General features: G+C 65.6%; 20 protein-coding genes. 14 read left to right on the top strand and 6 right to left on the bottom strand.

Annotated elements, in window-relative coordinates:
- Nucleotides 1-532, bottom strand: a 532-nt coding sequence (locus tag PKD89_RS18615; protein WP_324332779.1) for an aconitase family protein, incomplete at its 3' end; no start/stop codon positions are given.
- Nucleotides 533-680: 148 nt separating this feature from the next.
- Here PKD89_RS18615 and coaE point away from each other — a divergent pair.
- Nucleotides 681-1,322: a dephospho-CoA kinase gene (gene coaE / locus PKD89_RS18610; protein WP_287391983.1), complete on the top strand. Its 642-nt coding sequence runs from the start codon at nucleotides 681-683 to the stop codon at nucleotides 1,320-1,322.
- Nucleotides 1,323-1,342: 20 nt separating this feature from the next.
- Nucleotides 1,343-1,582: a hypothetical protein gene (locus PKD89_RS18605; protein ID WP_287391982.1), complete on the top strand. Its 240-nt coding sequence runs from the start codon at nucleotides 1,343-1,345 to the stop codon at nucleotides 1,580-1,582.
- A gap of 37 nt (nucleotides 1,583-1,619) precedes the next feature.
- Here PKD89_RS18605 and PKD89_RS18600 read toward each other — a convergent pair whose 3' ends face one another.
- The gene (locus PKD89_RS18600) at nucleotides 1,620-3,848 is read right to left on the bottom strand and encodes an MMPL family transporter (RefSeq protein ID WP_289012489.1); all 2,229 of its coding nucleotides are present in this window, start codon (nucleotides 3,846-3,848) and stop codon (nucleotides 1,620-1,622) included.
- A 100-nt stretch (nucleotides 3,849-3,948) separates the two neighbouring features.
- On the opposite strand from PKD89_RS18600, the gene PKD89_RS18595 reads away from it, so the two are divergent.
- Complete coding sequence (locus PKD89_RS18595) at nucleotides 3,949-4,548, top strand: TetR family transcriptional regulator (protein ID WP_287379408.1); 600 nt, start codon at nucleotides 3,949-3,951, stop codon at nucleotides 4,546-4,548.
- On the opposite strand, the gene PKD89_RS18590 is transcribed toward PKD89_RS18595, so the two are convergent.
- The 4 genes from PKD89_RS18590 to PKD89_RS18575 are packed head-to-tail and all read right to left on the bottom strand — an operon-like array spanning nucleotide 4,532 to nucleotide 7,166.
- Nucleotides 4,532-5,161, bottom strand: a complete 630-nt coding sequence (locus PKD89_RS18590) for a ferric reductase-like transmembrane domain-containing protein (RefSeq protein WP_289012490.1) — start codon at nucleotides 5,159-5,161, stop codon at nucleotides 4,532-4,534. The genes PKD89_RS18595 and PKD89_RS18590 overlap by 17 nt on opposite strands.
- Nucleotides 5,161-6,078 (bottom strand): FAD:protein FMN transferase, encoded by a 918-nt coding sequence (locus PKD89_RS18585; protein ID WP_289012491.1) that lies wholly within the window; start codon nucleotides 6,076-6,078, stop codon nucleotides 5,161-5,163. The genes PKD89_RS18590 and PKD89_RS18585 overlap by 1 nt, the downstream gene beginning before the upstream one ends.
- 16 nt (nucleotides 6,079-6,094) lie before the next feature.
- On the bottom strand, nucleotides 6,095-6,565 hold the full coding sequence (locus PKD89_RS18580) for a hypothetical protein (protein ID WP_289012492.1): 471 nt from the start codon (nucleotides 6,563-6,565) through the stop codon (nucleotides 6,095-6,097).
- Entirely contained in the window at nucleotides 6,558-7,166 is a 609-nt protein-coding gene (locus PKD89_RS18575; RefSeq protein ID WP_289012493.1) for a hypothetical protein, read from the bottom strand. Before PKD89_RS18575 ends, PKD89_RS18580 begins: the two co-directional genes overlap by 8 nt.
- Nucleotides 7,167-7,323: 157 nt before the next feature.
- On the opposite strand from PKD89_RS18575, the gene PKD89_RS18570 reads away from it, so the two are divergent.
- The 11 genes from PKD89_RS18570 (at nucleotide 7,324) to PKD89_RS18520 (ending at nucleotide 18,438) form a co-directional block, all read left to right on the top strand.
- Nucleotides 7,324-7,995: a response regulator transcription factor gene (locus PKD89_RS18570; RefSeq protein ID WP_287379413.1), complete on the top strand. Its 672-nt coding sequence runs from the start codon at nucleotides 7,324-7,326 to the stop codon at nucleotides 7,993-7,995.
- Nucleotides 7,992-9,353, top strand: coding sequence for an ATP-binding protein (locus tag PKD89_RS18565; protein ID WP_287391971.1), 1,362 nt, complete (start codon nucleotides 7,992-7,994; stop codon nucleotides 9,351-9,353). Before PKD89_RS18570 ends, PKD89_RS18565 begins: the two co-directional genes overlap by 4 nt.
- Before the next feature lie 36 nt (nucleotides 9,354-9,389).
- Nucleotides 9,390-9,647 (top strand): hypothetical protein, encoded by a 258-nt coding sequence (locus PKD89_RS18560; protein ID WP_287379415.1) that lies wholly within the window; start codon nucleotides 9,390-9,392, stop codon nucleotides 9,645-9,647.
- The gene (locus PKD89_RS18555) at nucleotides 9,644-9,925 is read left to right on the top strand and encodes a type II toxin-antitoxin system RelE family toxin (RefSeq protein WP_289012494.1); all 282 of its coding nucleotides are present in this window, start codon (nucleotides 9,644-9,646) and stop codon (nucleotides 9,923-9,925) included. Before PKD89_RS18560 ends, PKD89_RS18555 begins: the two co-directional genes overlap by 4 nt.
- 232 nt (nucleotides 9,926-10,157) lie before the next feature.
- A complete protein-coding gene (locus tag PKD89_RS18550) occupies nucleotides 10,158-10,367 on the top strand; it encodes a hypothetical protein (protein ID WP_287379417.1) in 210 nt (69 codons plus the stop codon).
- Between the two features lie 67 nt (nucleotides 10,368-10,434).
- The gene (locus tag PKD89_RS18545; RefSeq protein ID WP_289012495.1) at nucleotides 10,435-13,269 is read left to right on the top strand and encodes a DEAD/DEAH box helicase family protein; all 2,835 of its coding nucleotides are present in this window, start codon (nucleotides 10,435-10,437) and stop codon (nucleotides 13,267-13,269) included.
- Nucleotides 13,266-14,597: a restriction endonuclease subunit S gene (locus PKD89_RS18540; protein WP_287379419.1), complete on the top strand. Its 1,332-nt coding sequence runs from the start codon at nucleotides 13,266-13,268 to the stop codon at nucleotides 14,595-14,597. Before PKD89_RS18545 ends, PKD89_RS18540 begins: the two co-directional genes overlap by 4 nt.
- Complete coding sequence (locus PKD89_RS18535; protein ID WP_289012496.1) at nucleotides 14,590-15,339, top strand: DUF5131 family protein; 750 nt, start codon at nucleotides 14,590-14,592, stop codon at nucleotides 15,337-15,339. Before PKD89_RS18540 ends, PKD89_RS18535 begins: the two co-directional genes overlap by 8 nt.
- A gap of 309 nt (nucleotides 15,340-15,648) precedes the next feature.
- Nucleotides 15,649-16,602 carry a Fic family protein gene (locus tag PKD89_RS18530; protein ID WP_324332770.1) on the top strand — a complete coding sequence of 318 codons (954 nt, stop codon included), beginning with the start codon at nucleotides 15,649-15,651 and terminating at the stop codon, nucleotides 16,600-16,602.
- Between the two features lie 22 nt (nucleotides 16,603-16,624).
- Nucleotides 16,625-18,121: an N-6 DNA methylase gene (locus PKD89_RS18525; RefSeq protein WP_425591267.1), complete on the top strand. Its 1,497-nt coding sequence runs from the start codon at nucleotides 16,625-16,627 to the stop codon at nucleotides 18,119-18,121.
- Nucleotides 18,122-18,123: 2 nt separating this feature from the next.
- A complete protein-coding gene (locus PKD89_RS18520; RefSeq protein ID WP_289012499.1) occupies nucleotides 18,124-18,438 on the top strand; it encodes a hypothetical protein in 315 nt (104 codons plus the stop codon).
- Nucleotides 18,439-18,489 lie beyond the last annotated feature (51 nt).

Here is an 18,489-nt window from a genome sequence, read left to right as displayed (position 1 = left end):
CGCCGATGGCGATCATGCCCAGGCCGCCGGCGTTGGGGGTGTGGCTGTCGGTGCCAATCATCATGCCGCCCGGGAAGGCGTAGTTCTCGAGCACCACCTGGTGGATGATGCCGGCGCCCGGCTTCCAGAAGCCCAGGCCGTACTTGGCCGACACCGACTCGAGGAAGTCGTACACCTCGGCGTTGTTCTTCTCGGCGGCCAGCAGGTCGACCAGGCCGTTCTCCTTGGCCTGGATCAGGTGGTCGCAGTGCACGGTGGATGGCACGGCCACCTCGGGCAGGCCGGCGGTGACGAACTGCAGCAGCGCCATCTGGGCGGTGGCGTCCTGCATGGCCACCCGGTCGGGGTTCAGGTCGTTGTAGGTGACCCCACGCTCGATCTCGGCGGAGGGATCGGCCAGGTGGGCGATCAGGATCTTCTCCGCCAGCGTCAGGGGACGGCCCAAGCGGGTGCGGGCGTCGTCGATACGCTCGTCGAAGCGGGCGTATGCGTCGTTGACAAGTTCGATCGGCGTGCTGGCGGTGACGGCCATGGGGTCCCCTCGATTGCGGTGCTGACAGGTGTGGTCGCCCAACGGCGACGCTCCCACCCTACGCCGCGTCCCCAGTCACCCCGAGGGGCCCCCTGGTCGGCGTTCGGTTGACGCGTTCGGCGGTGGGAGGCTGGTACCGTCGCCGCCCATGTTGCTGGTTGGACTGACGGGCGGAATCGGGTCGGGCAAGTCGACGGTGGCTGCGCTGCTCGTGGAGCGGGGGGCGGTACTCGTCGATGCCGATGCGGTGGTCCACGAACTGCAGGCTCCCGGTCAGCCGGTGCTCGAGGCGATGGTGGAGCGCTTCGGCGACGCCATCCTCAACGACGACGGCACGCTCGACCGGGCGGCGGTCGCCCAGCAGGTGTTCGGCGATGAGGCCGCACTGGCCGACCTGAACGCCATCGTGCATCCCGCCGTGCGTACCGAGCTGGCCAACCGGGTGTTGGCCCAGGCCGACACCGACAACGTGGTCGTCATGGACGTGCCGCTGCTGACCGAGTCCGGCATGGACGGCCTCGCCGGCGTGGTCGTCGTCGATGTCGACCCCGAGGTGGCGATCGCTCGGCTGGTCAAGCACCGGGGCTTCGACGAGGTCGACGCCCGCAACCGCGTCGCCGCCCAGGCGTCCCGCGAGGACCGGCGCAAGCTGGCCGACTGGGTGATCGACAACTCCGGCGATCAGGCGTCGCTTGTCGTCGCCATCGACGAGCTGTGGGCCGACATCCACGGCCGCCACAGCGGGGGAGAGCGCTCGGACGCCACCCTGCGTTACGGCTCGCGGCCGTAGGCAAGGAAGGAGCGGTCACCATGATGGAACTGCTTCCGCCTGTGGGCTGGGCCGACGTGGCCACCAAGCGAGACCTCGACCAACAGAGCGATCGGCTGGAACTGCTGATTCGCGCGGAGTTCGCCGGAGTTGCCACCGAAGTTTCGAGGGTTCGCGCCGATTTCGAGGGAGCACTGCGGCGCATGCAGACGGCGATGCTCAGTGCCCTGGTTTCTGTGGCGGGGATACTTATAGCTCTGTCGATTTTCGGGCCACACTGACCGGTCCGGGCTCCGAGACACTGCATTGCACCCAGATTCAGGCGTCTCCCGAGGTGCCTGTCACTTCCTCCTCCGAGACCGGGTGGTCCAGGTCGATCTCCGGAAGGATCCGGCCCAGCCACTTGGGCAGCCACCAGTTGGCGTCGCCCATGAGGGCCATCGTGGCGGGGACGAGCACCATGCGGACGATGGTGGCGTCGACCGCCACCGCAGTGGCGAGCCCGACGCCCATCATTTTCACCACCGGGTCGTCGCCGGCGACGAATCCGAGGAACACGCTGATCATGATCAACGCTGCGGCGGTGATCACCTTGGCGGTGGCGCCGAGGCCCACGACCACGCTGTCGATGTTGCTGTGACCGTCGTGGTACTCCTCGCGGATGCGGGACAGGATGAACACCTCGTAGTCCATCGACAGCCCGAACAGGATGGCGAACATCATCATGGGCACAAACGACGCGATGGGCACCGCCTCATCGAGCCCGATCAGTGACCGGCCCCAACCCCACTGGAACACGGCCACCACCACGCCGTAGGCGGCGCCGATCGACAGCAGGTTCAGCAGCGCCGCCTTCAGCGGAACGAAGATCGAGCGGAACACGGTCATCAGCAGCAGGAACGACAGCGACACCACCGCCAGGATGAACCAGGGGAGCCGCGCCGAGATCTTGTCGGACTGGTCGATGAACCCGGCGGTTGGCCCGCCGACCAGCGCCTTGGTGTCGGTCCCGGCGGTCGCCTCGGGCAGCGTGGTGCTGCGCAGCCGGTGGACCAGATCGCTCGTCGCCTGATCCTGAGGCTTGGTCGTCGGGATGGCGGTGATCAGGGCGGTGTTCCCGGCGTCGTTGACCGCGGCCGGGGAGACGACCCGCACGCCGCGATCGCTGCGGACATCGGCGGTGATGCGTTCGAGCACCGCCTGGTCGGCGGACGGACCGAGGTCGACCACGAGCAGCAGCGGACCGTTGAAGCCGGCGCCGAACCCGGCGGCGAGCAGGTCGTAGGCCCGGCGTTGGGTGGTGCTGGTCGGGTCGGTCCCGGCGTCGGCCTGGCCCAGCCGCATGCCGAGCATCGGGGTGGCCAGCAGCAGCAACACGAAGGTGGCCGCGATCGATGACCGCCACGGGTGGTACGCCACCCAATGGGCCCAGCGAACCCAACCGCTGCGGTGCGCTTCGACATCGGCCGGGTCTGCGGTAGCGCCCGTTGCTGATGCCGCAGCCGTGACGGCCGTCGTGGCCACAGCGTTGCGGTGCGAGCGGGGCAGCACCCGGGCGCCGGCGACGCTGAGCAGCGCCGGCAGCAGGGTGATGGCGACGAGCACCGCCACGGCGACCACCAGCGATGCGGAGTAACCGAGGGCGGCGACGAAGGGGATCCCGGCCATCTGGAGCCCAAGAATGGCCACCACCACGGTGCCGCCGGCGACGACGACCGCCTCGCCGGCGGTGGCATTGGTCTGCCCGACCGATTCCGCCTTCGACATGCCGGCGTCGAGGTTGTCTCGATGGCGGCTCAGGATGAAGAGGGCGTAATCGATCCCCACCCCAAGCCCGATCATCGTGCCCAGCCGTGGGGCCACCGACGGGATGTCGATCAGCGACCCGAGCAGCCCGACGATCGACAGCCCGACGATCAGCCCGACGATGGCGACCCCGAGCGGCATCACCGAGGCGACGAGGGCGCGGAAGGTGACGAACAGGATGATCAGGGCGGCGATGATGCCGATCATCTCGGCGGGCCCGGTGGTGCGTTCCTTCAGGACCGTTGACAGCTCACCCCCCAACTCCACCTGAACCCCGGCCGCCTCGGCCGGCTTGCCGGTGGCGGCCAGCGCGTCGACGGCGGGCCGTCCCAATTCGGCGGTCGATGCGTTGAACTGCACCGCTGCGAACGCGGTCTTTCTGTCCGGCGACTGGGAGAGGGGGCTGGCCAGCGGTTCGGTCACCGACTGCACATGGTCGAGCTTGCTGATCTTGGCGACGCTCGCCTCGATGCCGGCGGCGTTCTTGGCGTCGGTCACCGAACCGTCGGGGACATGGAAGACGACCATGGCGGTCGCTCCGGCACGCTCGGGGAAGCGCTCCTTCAGCAGGTCGATGGCCTGTTGGGATTCGACTCCCGGGACGTTGAAGTTGTCGACCGTCGTTCCGCCGGCGATCCGGTTGACGCCCACGACCGTCACGGCGACGATCAACCATGCGGCGATGACAAACCAGCGCCGTCGATCGACGAAACGCCCCAGCCGGTACAGCCACTTGGACACGATCGGTCCTCTCCCGGTGGGTCCACCTGGTGTGGCCCAACGCAATAATGCAGGGACTGCAATCTTGCACTAGCTGTCACGATCTGTCAAGATCGACGGCGTGAGCGAGGAACTGGGCCTGCGGGAACGCAAGAAGCTGGAGCGGCGGCGCAGCATCGAGGTCGCTGCGCTCAACCGGTTCGGGGAGAACGGGTTTGACGCCACCACGATCGACGAGATCGCCGCCGACGCCGACATCGCCCCGCGGACGTTCTTCTCCTACTTTCCGACCAAGGAAGACGTGGTGCTGGCCGACTACGCCGATCGCCTGAAGCGCACCACCGACGAACTCGGCCGCCGTCCCGCGAGCGAGGCGCCGTGGCTGGCGTTGCGCGAGTCGTTTGCTGTGGTCGCCGCCGACTACGAGGCCCAACGCGACGACCTCATTCGCAGGTTCGCCATCATGGCCGTCAACCCATCGGTGCACGCCCGCAGCCTCCAACTCCAGGCCGGTTGGGAGGACACCGTGGCCGAGGTGCTGGCCCAACGGATGGGGGTGAACGCCGAGGACATCAGGCCCCGGCTCATGTCCTCGGCGGCGTTGGCATGCATGCGATCGTCGCTGCGCCATTGGATCCTCACCGGCCACCGACGGTCGCTGCCCGACCTGGTCGAGGCATCGTTCGATCGTCTGGGGACCGGCCTCAGCGCTGCTGGGTGACGGGGTAGACCACGCGTCGGTTCTGCGTCGGGGCAGAGGGACCCGGGCGCGACGTCGCCGACGGGTCGATGGAGCGCACCCGCTGGCTGCGATCCCGTCGCGTCACCACCCGGTAGATGGTGGCGAACACCACCGACACCACCGCAGCGATGGTGGTGGCGAGAAACAACGGGCTCTGGGCGTCGGTACCGGCCAGCACGCCGTGCAGGCTGGTCAACATGAAGGCGCCGTAGCTGAACAGGTGGACGGCGTGCCACGCCCGGCGGGGCAGGTGCTTCTTGGCCAGCGAGGTCAGCTCGACGATCAGCAGCAGCCACATGGCGAGGATGCCGAGGGCTACCCCCGCCGTCTCGTACTCGGATTGGCCGGGCACCAACAGTTCGGCGGCGCCGAAGTGCAGGTAGTTGTCAGCCACCAACGAGCCCAGGTGTACGGCGAGAAATCCGATGGTGAGCCCGGCCATCCAACGATGGAGGTCCAGGATCCACGCCGGTCGCTGCCTGGGAAACATTTTGGCGGGCAACAGGATGCCCCACAGCACGGTTGCGGTCAGCAGCACCCAGGCGACGATTCCCGAAGCGCGTGCGACGAACCACCACACTTGGCCGTTCATCAACAGACCTCCTCGGTCAGTGCTCGAAGTGGGCGGATAAGGGTGGGGTCGAGGCCACCGGTGGCGAACACTCGGCCCTCCGTGTCGACCGCCAGCGCCTCCAGGCGGTGCTCGTGGGCGTAGGCCAGCACGTGGTCGCTGCCACCGAGCAATACTCCGGTGGCGTGTGCCTCGGCCAGCCAGGCCCGGGGCGCGACGACGGTGACGGCAGCCAGGTCGGTGGTCGACGCAACGCCGGTGCGGGGATCGATCACGTGGTGGGTGCTCGTCTGACCCACATCCCAGCGCCGGCTGACGGTGGACGACGTCGCCACGCCGCCGCAGGGCACGCCCAGGTGCGCCAGTGCATGGACGGGGTCGTGGGGATCCTCCACCTCCACCTCCCAGCCGTGGGCCTCGGGCGAGTCTCCGGCGGCCGCCAGGTCCCCGCCGATGCTGACGAGTGCCCCGGCTGCTCCGTCGAGCACGAGTTGTTCGGCAACCAGGTCGGCTGCGAGACCCTTCCCGATACCGCCGGGGTCGATGGCTACGTCCGGCGGCAGCGTCACCGTGCGGGCATCGGCGTCGATCACCACGTCCTCGAGGCCGACGCAGCTTCGGTGGGGCCCCGGTGACAGCGTGGTGATGCGGTCGGCGTCATCGATGCTGGCCTGGTAGCCGGCTTCGATCAGGGCCGGCAGCACGGTGGGGTCGAAGCGGCCATCTGTTGCCTTGGCAGCCTCCACCATGGTGTTGAGCAGCGTGATGGTGGCGCGGCTGACGGGCACCGGTGCGCCTGCCGCACGGTTGAGGCGGTCGATGTCGCTGCCCGGCGCGAAGCGGCTCCAGAGCGCCTCCAGCTCGACGAGCCGGAGGCGAGCGTCCCGGCCCGCCGACGCCGGGCCGTCGAGCGTGATGATCACGACCGAGCTGGCCATGCAGCGGAACCGGGTCTCAGTTGCTGCCACTGGTCCGAACCGGTGTTTGAGTGCGGGTTGGGACGGCGATCTCAACCGGAGCGGGCTGGTAGGGGCTCGGGTCCGCCGCCGTCGACGATCCCGACGAGCTGTTTGTTGAGGAGTCGCTGGACCCGACCGGGGGCACGGTCACCCGGATGGGGGGAGCGGTGACCACCGTGGCGTTCGCCAGCTCGGCGTCGATGGTGGCCTCGACCGACGCGTCGGCCGGTTGACCGGTGAGTGCCGTCGCCGGCTGGCCGGTGGGTGTGTCGCCCCGTGCGGTCACCGTCTGGGTGCTCGCATCGAACCCCAGCTTTCCCACCATGCCAAACATGGCGGTGGTGCTCAGCCCGAGGACGACGATGCGGCTCGCACGGGCGGGGTGGCGTCGCTTCGCCTTCGGCCGTCGGGCCTGCAGCTCGGCCAGCCGCCGCTGCTGATCGATCGGGTTTCCGGGGTCAGTCATCGTCGTCCTCCCCGTGGCTGTCGTGGTCCTTGTCTGTATCGCCGGTATCCCGGTGGTCGTCGTCCTTGCTGTCGTGGTCGGCTTGGTCGTGATCACTGTCGGCGTGATCGTCGTCGTGGCCGCCGGCCGATGACGTGGAGGATGCGGTGGCCTGGGGGATCGTCTCGACCGATTGGCCCGGTCGCTTCGCCGCCCCGGTGACGGTGCCATCACCTGCCAAGGTGGCTGTGAACACCAGCTCGTCGGTCCCCGAGGTGAAGGTCACCTCGGCCGAGTCGGACGTGACGGCTCCGGGTCGGGCCTGCCAACCCGCCGACGGCAGCACCTCGCCGAGCGTCAGCTTGGCTCCGTCGCGCAGCACCTCCACCTGTCCGGCGCTCTCGACAACAAATCGCTGCGGAGCACCGGCCGACGTGGCTGCGGTAGTGCTGCTGGAGGAGGGGGCTGCCACGGTGGCCAGGTCGGCCTCGGCGGACAGGGTTCCCATCGGGGTGTTGTCGGCAGCATTGAGGATGCCGACGTTGGCGGCCACTGCGGCGCCGCCGGCCACAACGATGGCGGCGATGGACAGCGCTGTCACGACGGTGCGCTTCTTCAGCATGGGGGGTCCCTTTCGGTTGCCATGACCGGAGCGGCGGTTCTGCCGTTGCCGGGTATGAAGGTCAACGTAGGGATCCGTGAGACAGCGTCTGCCCAGGCGAAGGTAAAGGTTTGGCAAAGATCGCCGGAATGCCGTCCGTGCATGGCAGGGTGGCGTCGTGAACCTGTTGGTCGTCGAGGACGATCCCGCCATCGGTGAGCCCCTGCGCTCCGGCCTGGAGCGCGAGGGCTTCGACGTGCACCTGGTGGCCAACGGTGCCGATGCCCTGGCCGCACCCGCAGCCGACCTGGTGCTGTTGGACCTGGGTCTGCCCGATCTGGACGGACGGGAGGTGTGCCGTCGCCTGCGCAGCCGTTCGGCGGTGCCGATCATCGTGGTATCGGCCCGGGGTGAGGAGATCGACCGGGTGCTGTTGTTGGAGCTTGGCGCCGACGATTACGTGGTGAAGCCGTTCGGGTTCCGCGAGCTGGTGGCCCGCATCCGGGCGGTGCTCCGTCGCGTCGGTGGCGAGGTCGAGGGTCCGGCCGACAGCCGGGTGCAGTTGGGCCCCTTGACGTTGGATCAGCGCACCCGCGAGGTCATCTATGCGGGCGCCGACGTGTCGCTCACCCCGAAGGAATACGAGCTGCTCGTCGAGCTGGCATCCGACCCGGGGGCGGTGTTGACCCGAGAGCACCTGATCGACTCGGTGTGGGACGAGCACTGGTGGGGCTCGACCAAGACCCTCGACGTGCACATGGCGTCGCTGCGCAAGAAGCTTGCACCCGAGCTGATCGAGACGGTCCGTGGGGTCGGGTTTCGGCTGGTCGAGCTGGATGGCGGCGGATGACCCGACGGCTGCTGTTGGGGTATCTCGTCGTCACCTTGGTGGTACTCCTGGTGCTGGAGATCCCCCTCGCCTTCTTCTATTCGCAACGCGAGCAGGAGCGCTTCACTGCCGCCGCCGAGCGCGACGCCGTGGTGCTCGCCTCGTACTACGAGGACGTTCTGGATGGCGGCGCCCCGATCGATCCCACCCAGGCCGAGCGCTACGCCGCCCGGACCCAGTCACGCGTGGTGGTCACCGACAGCGAGGGCATCTCGGTGTTGGACACCGATGCGGCGGTGGGGCGCAACTTTTCCACCCGGCCGGAGGTGGCCCAGGCGCTCGCCGGTGAGCGGGCATCGGGCATCCGCCAGTCCAAGACGCTTAACACCGACCTGTTGTACGTGGCGGTGCCCGTCGCGTCCGGAGGCAGCGTGCACGGGATGCTGCGTCTGACGGTGGACGCCCACGAGGTGACCGAGCGGATCCGTGGCTTCTGGCTGTCCCTAGTGGCCATGGCCGCCGTGGTGCTGGGGGCAGTGGCGGTGATCGGTTGGGCCGTGGCCCGCTCGGTCACCAGGCCGCTTCGTGAGTTGCAGGCCTCGGCCAGCCGGTTCGCCGACGGCGACCTGAGCGTGGCGCCGGTCCACCCCGACGCGCCCGCGGAGATCGCCGCCCTGGCCGACACGATGGGGGTCATGGCGACCCGCCTCGACGGGTTGCTGAGCGCCCAACGGGCCTTCGTCAGCGACGCCTCCCACCAGCTGCGCTCGCCGTTGACCGCCCTGCGGCTGCGCCTCGAAAATCTGTCGGCCGAGCTGGGGGAGGGGACACAGGGCGCCGAGGTGGAGGCGGCGATCGACGAGACCCGCCGCCTCGCCGACCTGGTGAGCGACCTGTTGAAGCTGGCCCGCGCCGATCAGCCGCCGCCTGCAGAGCGCACCGACGTGGCCGCCATCGCCGCCGACCGCATCGATACGTGGTCGGCGGTCGCCGACGGCGTCGACGTGACACTTCGCCTCGATCGTCCCGACGGGGCACTGTGGGCCTCTGCGGTGCCCGGCTCGGTCGAGCAGATCCTCGACAACCTGCTGGACAATGCGCTCCAGGTCAGTCCGGCCGGCCAAGAGGTGACCGTGACGTTGGAGCGGGCCGGCGATCGGGTGCGGCTCAGAGTGGCCGACCGGGGCCTTGGGTTGAACGACGCGCAAAAGGCCCGGGCACTCGAGCGGTTCTGGAGGGGTGCCCAAACCACACCGGGAACCGGCCTGGGGTTGCCGATCGCCGTGGGCTTGACCGAGGCCTCGGGTGGCGGGCTCAGCCTCGCCGATCGGCCCGGTGGGGGCCTGCTGGTGGAGCTGTGGCTGCCCTGCTCTGCGTGATGGTACCGCGATGGTGCATCGCGCTACCATCAAGGTATGGCCATGACACTTCGACTTCCCGATGACCTCCTGGACGAACTGCGAGTGGTCGCAGAAGAGGATCGGCGGAGCGTTCACCAGGCGGTGATCGTTGCCATCGAGTCGTATCTGGCCGACCGGGAGACCGACGAGATCATGGCCGACGCAGAAACCCTGCGTGCATTGGCCGACGCCCGCGACTCGGTGGCCTCGGGAGATGTCGAGTACGGCACCGACGCGGTCCATGCGTTGGTTCAGCGCCGACAGGCTTCGTGAGTATCGAACTCTTCGAGCTTGGTACCTCGCCGCAGGCTCGGCGGACGTTGGCCGGCCGACTCCCGCATGACGTTGCGCTCGCCGCCGCCGAGTTCATCACCGGACCGCTTCTCGATAATCCGCGAAGGGTCGGCAAACCCCTTCGCGGTGAGATGAGCGGCATCTACAGCGCTCGGCTGGGGAGGGAATGGCGCATCCTGTATGAGATCAACGAACACCGGCGGGCGGTCGTCGCGCTGGACATCCGGCATCGACCGGTCGCGTACCGCCGCAACTGATCGGAAGATCAGCGGCCAGTTGATTGTCACTGGCCGGGTTCATGATGGGTGAGGTGAGACGCGGCACGCCCTCGGAAGCAGGTCGCCCGGTCGGAGGCCCCGTCGGCCTCTTCGTCCTGAATCCACCAGATCACGGAGCCGTGCGACGACCGTCACTAAAGAATCCAGGTATCATCTCCATCAGCAACTCGATGAAGCCGTCGGCAAGGAGGGGGCCACCACCATGATGGGGATGCTTCCGCCGGTCGGCTGGGCCGATGTCGCCACCAAGCGAGATCTCGACCAACAACGCAAGCTGCTGGAACTCAGGATTGAGAGCACTGACAAGGGAAACCGCGCTCACTTCGAGAAGGCCATGCGGCATCAGCTCAACGTGATCCTCGGTGCGTTCTTCTCGGTGGCAGGTGTCCTTATCGCCCTGTTGATCTACGGCCCTCGCTAAATGACCTGGACCGACTCCTGAATCCGATCCGGCTTGGTCAGTCCTCAACCTCGTAGGGTTGCCGGCGATGGTTCCCGCCGACCCAGCCGACTACCTCGCCCCCGAGAATAAGGCTCGCATTCGCATCGACCAGATGCTCAAGCGCGCCGGTTGGGTGGTCCAGGACTACAAAAATGTCAACCTGTACGCGGGCGAAGGCGTGGCGGTTCGAGAGTTGGTCACCAACGCCGGTCCCGCCGACTACGTCCTGTTCTTGAATCGCCAGGCGGTCGGGGTAATCGAGGCCAAGAAGCAGGGCACCACGCTGGCCGGGGTCGAGTGGCAGACGGTCAAGTACCAGTCGAGCATTCCCGACGCGTTGCCGGCCCACCTCACCGGGAGCGGGCACCTCCCATTCGGATATGAATCAACCGGCGACGAAACGTGGTTCACGTGTCGGTTCGATCCCGAACCGACAGCCCGCCGTGTGTTCTGGTTTCACCGGCCCAACACCCTCGCCGACATGGTGGAAGCCGACGTTGAAGGCCTTGGCGGGTCGCTGCGAGCGACGGTCCACGACATCGAACCCTTGCCGCCCAAGGAGCAGACGCCCTGGCTACGGGACGCGCAGCACGATGCCATCACCAACCTTGAGCGCTCACTGCAAGAGAACCGGCCCCGGGCACTGATCCAGATGGCGACCGGTTCGGGCAAGACGTTCGCCGCCGCCAACATCGCTGAGCGCCTCATCACCCAGGGCGGCGCCAAGCGCATCCTGTTCTTGGTCGACCGCGCCAACCTCGGCAAGCAGACCCTCAAGGAGTTCCAAGGCTTCGACGTGCCCGGAACGGGCCGGAAGTTCAGCGAGCTCTACAACGTGCAACGACTGTCATCGAACACCGTCGACCCGGTGTCCAAGGTGTGCATCAGCACCATCCAGCGGGTGTACTCCATCCTCCGTGGCGACGACACTTTCGAGGAGGAGCTCGACGAACACTCCACGTTCGACAACGAACCGCAGCGCACCATTGAGGTCGACTACAACGAACACCTGCCCATCGAGGCCTTCGATGTGATCATTATCGACGAGTGCCACCGCTCGATCTATGGGGTGTGGCGCCAGGTGCTCGAGTACTTCGATGCCTTCCTCATCGGGCTGACCGCCACGCCCGGCAAGCAGACGTTTGGCTTCTTCAACCAGAACCTGGTGATGGAGTACGGCTTCCCCCAGGCGGTCGCCGACGGGGTCAACGTCGACTTCGACGTCTTCCGTCTCTCAACGGCCATCACCGAGGCCGGCTCCACCATCGAGGGGGACCAGGGATACGTCACCACGTTCCGCAACCGCGAAACCCGCCAGGAGCGGCTGGAAGCGGTCGACGAGGACCTCACCTACGACCAACATGCGCTCGACCGAAAGGTCGTGTCCAAGGATCAGATCCGCACCGTGGTCCGGGCGTTCCGCGACAACCTGCCCGCCATGTTTCCCGATCGGAAGGTCGACGCCCAAGGGCGTCTGGTCAACATTCCCAAGACGCTGGTCTTCGCCAAGGACGACTCGCACGCCGAGGACATCGTGCGCATCGCCCGTGAGGAGTTCGGCAAGGGCAACGACATCATCGCCAAGATCACCTACAAGTCCTCCGACGGCAACAAGCCCGAGGACCTGCTCGCTGCGTTCCGCACCAGCTACAACCCGCGCATTGCGGTCACCGTCGACATGATCGCCACCGGCACCGACGTGAAACCGATCGAGGCCGTGCTGTTCATGCGCATGGTGCGGTCCCGCAACTTCTTCGAGCAGATGAAGGGCCGGGGTGTCCGCACCATCGACGCCGACGCACTCCAGGCGGTCACCCCGGATGCAGTCACCAAGGACCGGTTCGTGCTGATCGACGCCGTCGGCGTCACCGAGACGAAGCTCAGCGACTCCACCCCGTTGGAACGCAAGCGAGGCGTGTCGCTGGCCAAGCTGCTGCATCAGGCCCGGCTGGGTCACGTCAGCGAGGACCTGGTGTCGTCGCTCGCCTCACGGCTGACCCGCCTCGACGGACGGATCGCAGCCGACGACCGAGAGCGGTTGGAGGAGATCGCCGGCAGTTCCCTCAGCGATCTGGCCCATCAGATGGTTGACGCGATCGACCCCGACCGGCAGCTGGCCGAGGTCCAGATGGACAGCGGCGCCGCGGCGCCGGACGAAGCCGCGGTTGAGGCCACCAAGAAGAAGATGTTCGAGCAGGCCCTCCTGCCGATCGCCTCCAACCCCGAGTTGTGCGACGAGTTGGAGAACGTGCAGCGCAGCGTCGAGCAGATGATCGACGAGATCAGCAAGGACACCATCACCCGGGCCGATTTCGTCATCGACGCCGAGTCTCGGGCGAAGCAGACCGTCGAGTCGTTCCGTCAGTACCTGGAGGACAATCAGGACGAGATCACCGGGTTGCAGGTGTACTTCTCCAAGCCGTATGCCCAGCGGCCGACCTACGCCGACATCAAGGCCTTGGCCGACGCCATCAGCAAACCCCCGCATAGCTGGACCGCCGAGAAGCTCTGGGATGCCTACGAAACGTTGGATGATTCGAAGGTCCGCGGCTCAGCCGGAACTGTGTTGACCAACCTGGTGTCGCTCGTTCGCTTCGCCCTCGGTGTCGACGACCAGTTGGAGCCGTGGCCACAGCGGGTGCAAGAGCGCTTCGACGCTTGGATGCTCCAACAGCTACAGGACGGTCGCACCTTCACGGAGGGCCAGACAGAGTGGCTCGGACTCATCCGCGATCACCTCGCCGCCAGCTTGAGTATCGATTTGGTCGAGTTGCAGGATCCGCCGTTCAGCCAACACGGCGGCCTGTTCAAGGCGAGAGAACTGTTCGGAAACGACCTCGACAGCATCCTCGTCGACCTCACCAAAGCCCTCGCCGCATGAGCGACCTGCCCGAAGGCTGGGCGTGGTCCACCGTTGCCGACGTTCTCGCGAACGGATTCTTCGCCGACGGCGATTGGGTCGAGACTAAAGACCAAGACCCTGATGGTGAGATTCGGCTTCTCCAACTTGCGGACGTTGGTGACGGCTTTTTCCGAGATCGGTCGAGTCGATTCGTCAACGTGGAAGCGGCGGAACGGCTGACAGTCAAGCCAGTTGAGCCCGGCGATGTACTTGTTGCCCGCATGCCTGCTCCGTTGGGACGAGCTTGTATCGCGCCAGACCTGGGTCAGCCGGCGATCACAGTCGTGGACGTTTGTATTTTGAGGCCAGATGCGGGGATCGATCGGCGCTGGTTGATGTGGGCATTGAATTCACCAGTAACCAGGGCGGAGGTTGCCGGGCTCGCAACGGGCACAACGCGAAAGCGGATCTCTCGGAGGAACCTGGCGACGATCCGACTGCCGGTCCCTCCGCTCCCCGAACAACGACGGATCGTGGCAGCGATCGAAGAGCACTTCTCCCGCCTCGACGCCGCCGAGGCCTCGCTGGCAGCTGCAGACCGGCGGACTGCGGTTCTCGCCGCCACCGAGGTCGATCTCGCCTTTGCGAACCTGACCGACCGAGCACCGCTGGGTGACTTGGCCGAGGTCCGAGGTGGCATTCAGAAACAGCCCAAGCGGAAGCCAGCGACGAATCCGCGCCCTTTCCTTCGAGTTGCGAACGTCAAGCGAAACCAACTTGAGCTCAGCGATGTGCACGAGATCGAGCTTTTCGATGGCGAAATCGACAGGTTCCGTTTGTCGGAGGGCGACCTGCTGGTGGTGGAAGGCAACGGCAGCCCTGATCAGATCGGACGGAGCGCAATCTGGTCTGGGGAGATTGCGGATTGTGTCCACCAAAACCACCTCATTCGAGTCCGACCCGGTGAGGAGCTCGATTCCCGTTTCCTGAACGCTTTTTGGAATAGCCCGGCTAACGCTCAGCAGCTTGTAGCCATTGCGAGCTCAACGTCGGGCCTCTACACCCTCAGTACCTCGAAGCTGAACAAGGTCATGATTCCGGTCGCCAGCTTGGTGATCCAAGCACAGGTTGCCGATCGCCTTGATGAGCTGCACCAGCGAGTCAATCGACTCCGACATCAGATTGACACCGCTCGGCAACGTTCTGTTGCCATGCGGCGGGCAATCCTCACCAATGCATTCTCAGGCCTACTGGCACCGCAAGACCCAACGGACGAACCGGCGGCGGTGTTGCTCGAACGCATTGCTGCCGAGCGGGCAACGACGAAACCGGCACCTCGTAAGAAGGCTGCAGCGGCCGATGGCTGAATCCTCCATTGAATGGACCGACGCAACCTGGAATCCGACAACTGGATGCGACCAGACTTCGCCGGGCTGCGACAACTGCTACGCGCTCACGATGGCGGCGCGCCTAAAGGCCATGGGGCAGGCAAAGTATCAAGTCGACGGTGGCCCGCGCACCAGCGGGTCTGGCTTCGCCCTGACCATCCACCCCGACACGCTCTCGATCCCGCTCCGCTGGTCCAAGCCGAGGATGATCTTCGTAAACTCGATGAGCGATCTCTTCCACCGCGACGTGCCGGTCACGTTCATCCGCGATGTCTTCGCTGTGATGGCTGAGACGCCGCGCCACACCTACCAGTTGCTCACGAAGCGGTCGAAACGGCTTGGGCAGCTCGCCGATGTGCTCGATTGGCCGCCGAACCTCTGGGTTGGCACTTCGGTCGAGACTCAGAGCTATGAGTTTCGAGTCGATCATCTTCGAGAGGTCCCGGCTGCGGTGCGGTTCTTGTCGATCGAACCGCTGCTCGGTCCGGTGGCGGTGAATCTCGACGGTATCGATTGGGTGATCGTTGGGGGTGAGAGCGGCCCGTCATGCCGGCCTGTCGACCCGGAGAGCATCCGTGCCATTCGTGACGCCTGCGTCGACAGCGGCACGCCGTTCTTCTTCAAGCAGTGGGGTGGCCAGAGACCAAAGTCCAACGGACGGCTCCTTGATGGTCGCGCGTGGGGCGAGTATCCGGCCCGCTCTGTCGCTGCGTCGGCATGACACGGTGATGGACGCGCCGAGGGGCAAGGTGAAGAACAAAAAAAGGGGTAAGTTAGATAAGGTGCTCCTATGAGCAGGACCTACGAGGAATCCCACCCTTGGCTGAGTTTCAGCTTGAGCCAGATCAACGCCATGGGTCCGCATTCGTGGATGTTGCTGGGAGAGGCACGATCGAAGTGCGAGCACTTGGCCGGAGCGCCGCTTCAACCTGCGGTCGCTGAAGAACTCAACCGAGTCACCCTGATCAAGGGTGCCCAAGCGACCACGGCCATCGAAGGCAACACGCTGACCGAAGCGCAGGTTGCTGGGTTGCTCGACGGCTCGTACGAAGCGCCACCGTCGCGGCACTACCAAGAGGTTGAGGTTCGCAACCTTCTGGGTGCACTTGGGTCGATCGATTCACAGGTGCAGGATGGGCAGTACCCGAAGCTGACGGTTGACCTGATTCGTGACTACAACGACCAGGTTCTCAACGGCTTGGAAGAGCAACTGAACGACGGCACCGTTCCCGGCCAGCTCCGGGATCACTCGGTGGTTGTTGGCGGATATCGGGGGGCGCCAGCCGAGGACTGCGAGTACCTCCTTGATCGGCTCTGTGAATGGCTGGAAGGCCCCGACTTCAAGAACGAAGATCCGTCGATCGACTTTTCGTTGATGCTGGTGCGGGCGATGATGGCGCACCTCTACCTGGCATGGATCCACCCGTTTGGCGATGGCAACGGTCGCACGGCCCGTCTCGTGGAGTTCCTCATCCTCGCCAGGTCGGGAAAGGTGCCGCTACCTGCAGCCCACCTGCTGTCGAATCACTACAACCTGACCCGGGACCAGTACTACCGGGAGCTTGGCCGAGCGAGCAAGACCAACAGCATCGTGGAATTTGTTTCCTATGCCACGGAGGGATTCGTCGATGGAATACGCGACGAGATCGAGGTCGTGCGCCTTCAGCAACTCCAAGTCGCCTGGGTCAACTTCGTCAGCGAGGTCATGAGTAGGTACCCAACTGGCAAGGCCAGCGACCGGCAGCGAGAGGTGGTTCTGGCGATGCTGCCACAGCAGTGGTTCACGCAGGATCAGATCAAACTGATCACCCCAAATGTTGCCAGCTCGTACGCGAAGGGGAGTTCGAAGATGGTGGCGAGAGACCTCAATCGTCTGACCGAAGCTGGCCTGATTCGGAAGCGGCGAGGGTTGGAACCCACCTACCAGGCGTGTGTCGACCGGATGGCCGCCTTCATGGCCCCGATAGCGGCTACCGCAGAATGACACGGAGAAACATGACCGCGAGATGCAGGCGATGACTGACTCGAAGGCGCTGGTCGACAAGCTGTGGAACTACTGCAACGTCCTGCGGGACGACGGCTTGTCATATGGCGACTACGTGGAGCAGCTCACGTATCTGTTGTTCCTCAAGATGTCCGAGGAGCAGCGTGAGCTGGGGTTGCCCGACATCGTCCCTGACGGGCTCGACTGGCCCTCGCTGCTGAAGCTGTCTGGCGAGGCGCTGGAGGCGCACTACATCCGTATCCTCAACGAGTTGGGCACCACCGACGACATGCTCGGCGTGGTCTTCCGGAAGGCGCAGAACCGGATCCAGGACCCGGCCAAGCTCCAGCGCCTCATCCACGACCTGATTGATGGCGAGACGTGGATGGGCCTGGACGTTGATGTGAAGGGCGACGCCTACGAAGGGCTCCTGGAGCGCAACGCCGCCGACACCAAGTCGGGCGCCGGCCAGTACTTCACGCCTCGGGCGCTGATTTCGGCGATGGTCGACGTGATGCAGCCCACGCCAGATATGCGCATCTGCGACCCGGCGTGCGGCACCGGCGGATTCTTTCTGGCCGCCTACGACTACATCGTCAAGAACAACCCTCACCTGGACCGTGCCCAAAAGCAGCACCTGCGATCGGGTGCTTTCACGGGGTGGGAGATCGTCGAGAACACTGCGCGATTGTGTGCCATGAACATGTTGCTGCACGGCATCGAGACGCCGGAGAGTGACAGCCCGATCCACCTCGACGATGCCCTGCGTGCCGATCCAGGCCAACGGTTCGACCTGGTGCTGGCCAACCCGCCGTTCGGCAAGAAGTCGTCGGTCACCATCGTCAACGCCGAGGGCAAGGTTGACCGGCAGGACATGACGGTGGTGCGCGAGGACTTCTGGGCGTCGACGTCCAACAAGCAGCTCAACTTCGTCCAGCACATGAAGACGCTGCTGAAGATCGGCGGCCAGTGCGCGGTAGTGGTTCCCGACAACGTGCTCTTCGAGGGCGGCGCCGGCGAGACAGTCCGACGCAAGCTGCTGCACGAGTGCAACGTGCACACGCTGCTGCGACTACCCACTGGCATCTTCTACGCCCAGGGCGTGAAGGCCAACGTGTTGTTCTTCGAGCGCAAACCCGGATCGGCAACCCCGTGGACCAAGGACCTGTGGATCTACGACCTGCGCACCAACCAGCACTTCACGCTGAAGCAGAACCCGCTGACCCGCGCCGACCTCGACGACTTCGTCGAGAGCTACCGGCCCGGTGACCTCGACGAACGTGTGGGGACCGAGCGCTTCAAGCGGTTCTCATACGACGACCTGGTCGCTCGCGACAAGGCCAGCCTGGACATCTTCTGGCTGCGAGACGAGAGCCTGGAAGACACCGACAACCTCCCGCCGCCGGGCGTCATCGCTGCCGAGATCGTGGAAGACCTCGAATCAGCGCTCGAAGAGTTTCGGGCGCTCGCCGAGAGCCTCGAAGGCATTGGTATCGACATTGAGGGGGCAAAGGAGTAGCTATGCCGTTGTTTGAGATCGGTGATAATGAACTCATCCCGTTCCGCCGAGTGCAGGCGGGGCCAGACCTGTATGAAGAGGAGATCGAGAGCCTGTTGTGGGCCAACCTGGATTCCTTCGTCGGCGTCCAACTGTTTCCATTGGCGCGGCAGCCGACGGTTGGCGACGGGATTCGCCCGGACATCGTTGCGCTAGATATCGACGGCCATGTCCATGTGATTGAGGTGAAGCGGGACGTCGACCGCCGGCAGCTCGCACAATGCCTGGAGTACGCAGGGTGGGCCCGCAACGCCAGCCTGGACGAACTGGCGGGGTAACTGTTCAGGTGTCATGGTCCGGCGGCGGGTAGCGCGGGTGCCCAGGTGGTG

It is taken from the genome of Candidatus Neomicrothrix sp. (assembly GCF_035329545.1).
GTDB lineage: Bacteria > Actinomycetota > Acidimicrobiia > Acidimicrobiales > Microtrichaceae > Microthrix > Microthrix subdominans.
The sequence above is the reverse complement of the archived record's forward strand: the minus strand, read 5'-3'. Positions and strand labels throughout refer to the sequence as shown.

Bases quoted from the DNA above. Each gene is read 5' to 3' on its own strand.
- PKD89_RS18535 (WP_289012496.1), top strand. From the start codon at position 14,590: ATGGCTGAATCCTCCATTGAATGGACCGACGCAACCTGGAATCCGACA.
- PKD89_RS18540 (WP_287379419.1), top strand. From the start codon at position 13,266: ATGAGCGACCTGCCCGAAGGCTGGGCGTGGTCCACCGTTGCCGACGTT.
- PKD89_RS18560 (WP_287379415.1), top strand. From the start codon at position 9,390: ATGGCCATGACACTTCGACTTCCCGATGACCTCCTGGACGAACTGCGA.
- PKD89_RS18545 (WP_289012495.1), top strand. From the start codon at position 10,435: ATGGTTCCCGCCGACCCAGCCGACTACCTCGCCCCCGAGAATAAGGCT.
- PKD89_RS18605 (WP_287391982.1), top strand. From the start codon at position 1,343: ATGATGGAACTGCTTCCGCCTGTGGGCTGGGCCGACGTGGCCACCAAG.
- PKD89_RS18575 (WP_289012493.1), bottom strand. From the start codon at position 7,166: ATGCTGAAGAAGCGCACCGTCGTGACAGCGCTGTCCATCGCCGCCATC.
- coaE (WP_287391983.1), top strand. From the start codon at position 681: ATGTTGCTGGTTGGACTGACGGGCGGAATCGGGTCGGGCAAGTCGACG.
- PKD89_RS18580 (WP_289012492.1), bottom strand. From the start codon at position 6,565: ATGACTGACCCCGGAAACCCGATCGATCAGCAGCGGCGGCTGGCCGAG.
- PKD89_RS18590 (WP_289012490.1), bottom strand. From the start codon at position 5,161: ATGAACGGCCAAGTGTGGTGGTTCGTCGCACGCGCTTCGGGAATCGTC.
- PKD89_RS18520 (WP_289012499.1), top strand. From the start codon at position 18,124: ATGCCGTTGTTTGAGATCGGTGATAATGAACTCATCCCGTTCCGCCGA.
- PKD89_RS18550 (WP_287379417.1), top strand. From the start codon at position 10,158: ATGCTTCCGCCGGTCGGCTGGGCCGATGTCGCCACCAAGCGAGATCTC.
- PKD89_RS18525 (WP_425591267.1), top strand. From the start codon at position 16,625: ATGCAGGCGATGACTGACTCGAAGGCGCTGGTCGACAAGCTGTGGAAC.
- PKD89_RS18585 (WP_289012491.1), bottom strand. From the start codon at position 6,078: ATGGCCAGCTCGGTCGTGATCATCACGCTCGACGGCCCGGCGTCGGCG.
- PKD89_RS18565 (WP_287391971.1), top strand. From the start codon at position 7,992: ATGACCCGACGGCTGCTGTTGGGGTATCTCGTCGTCACCTTGGTGGTA.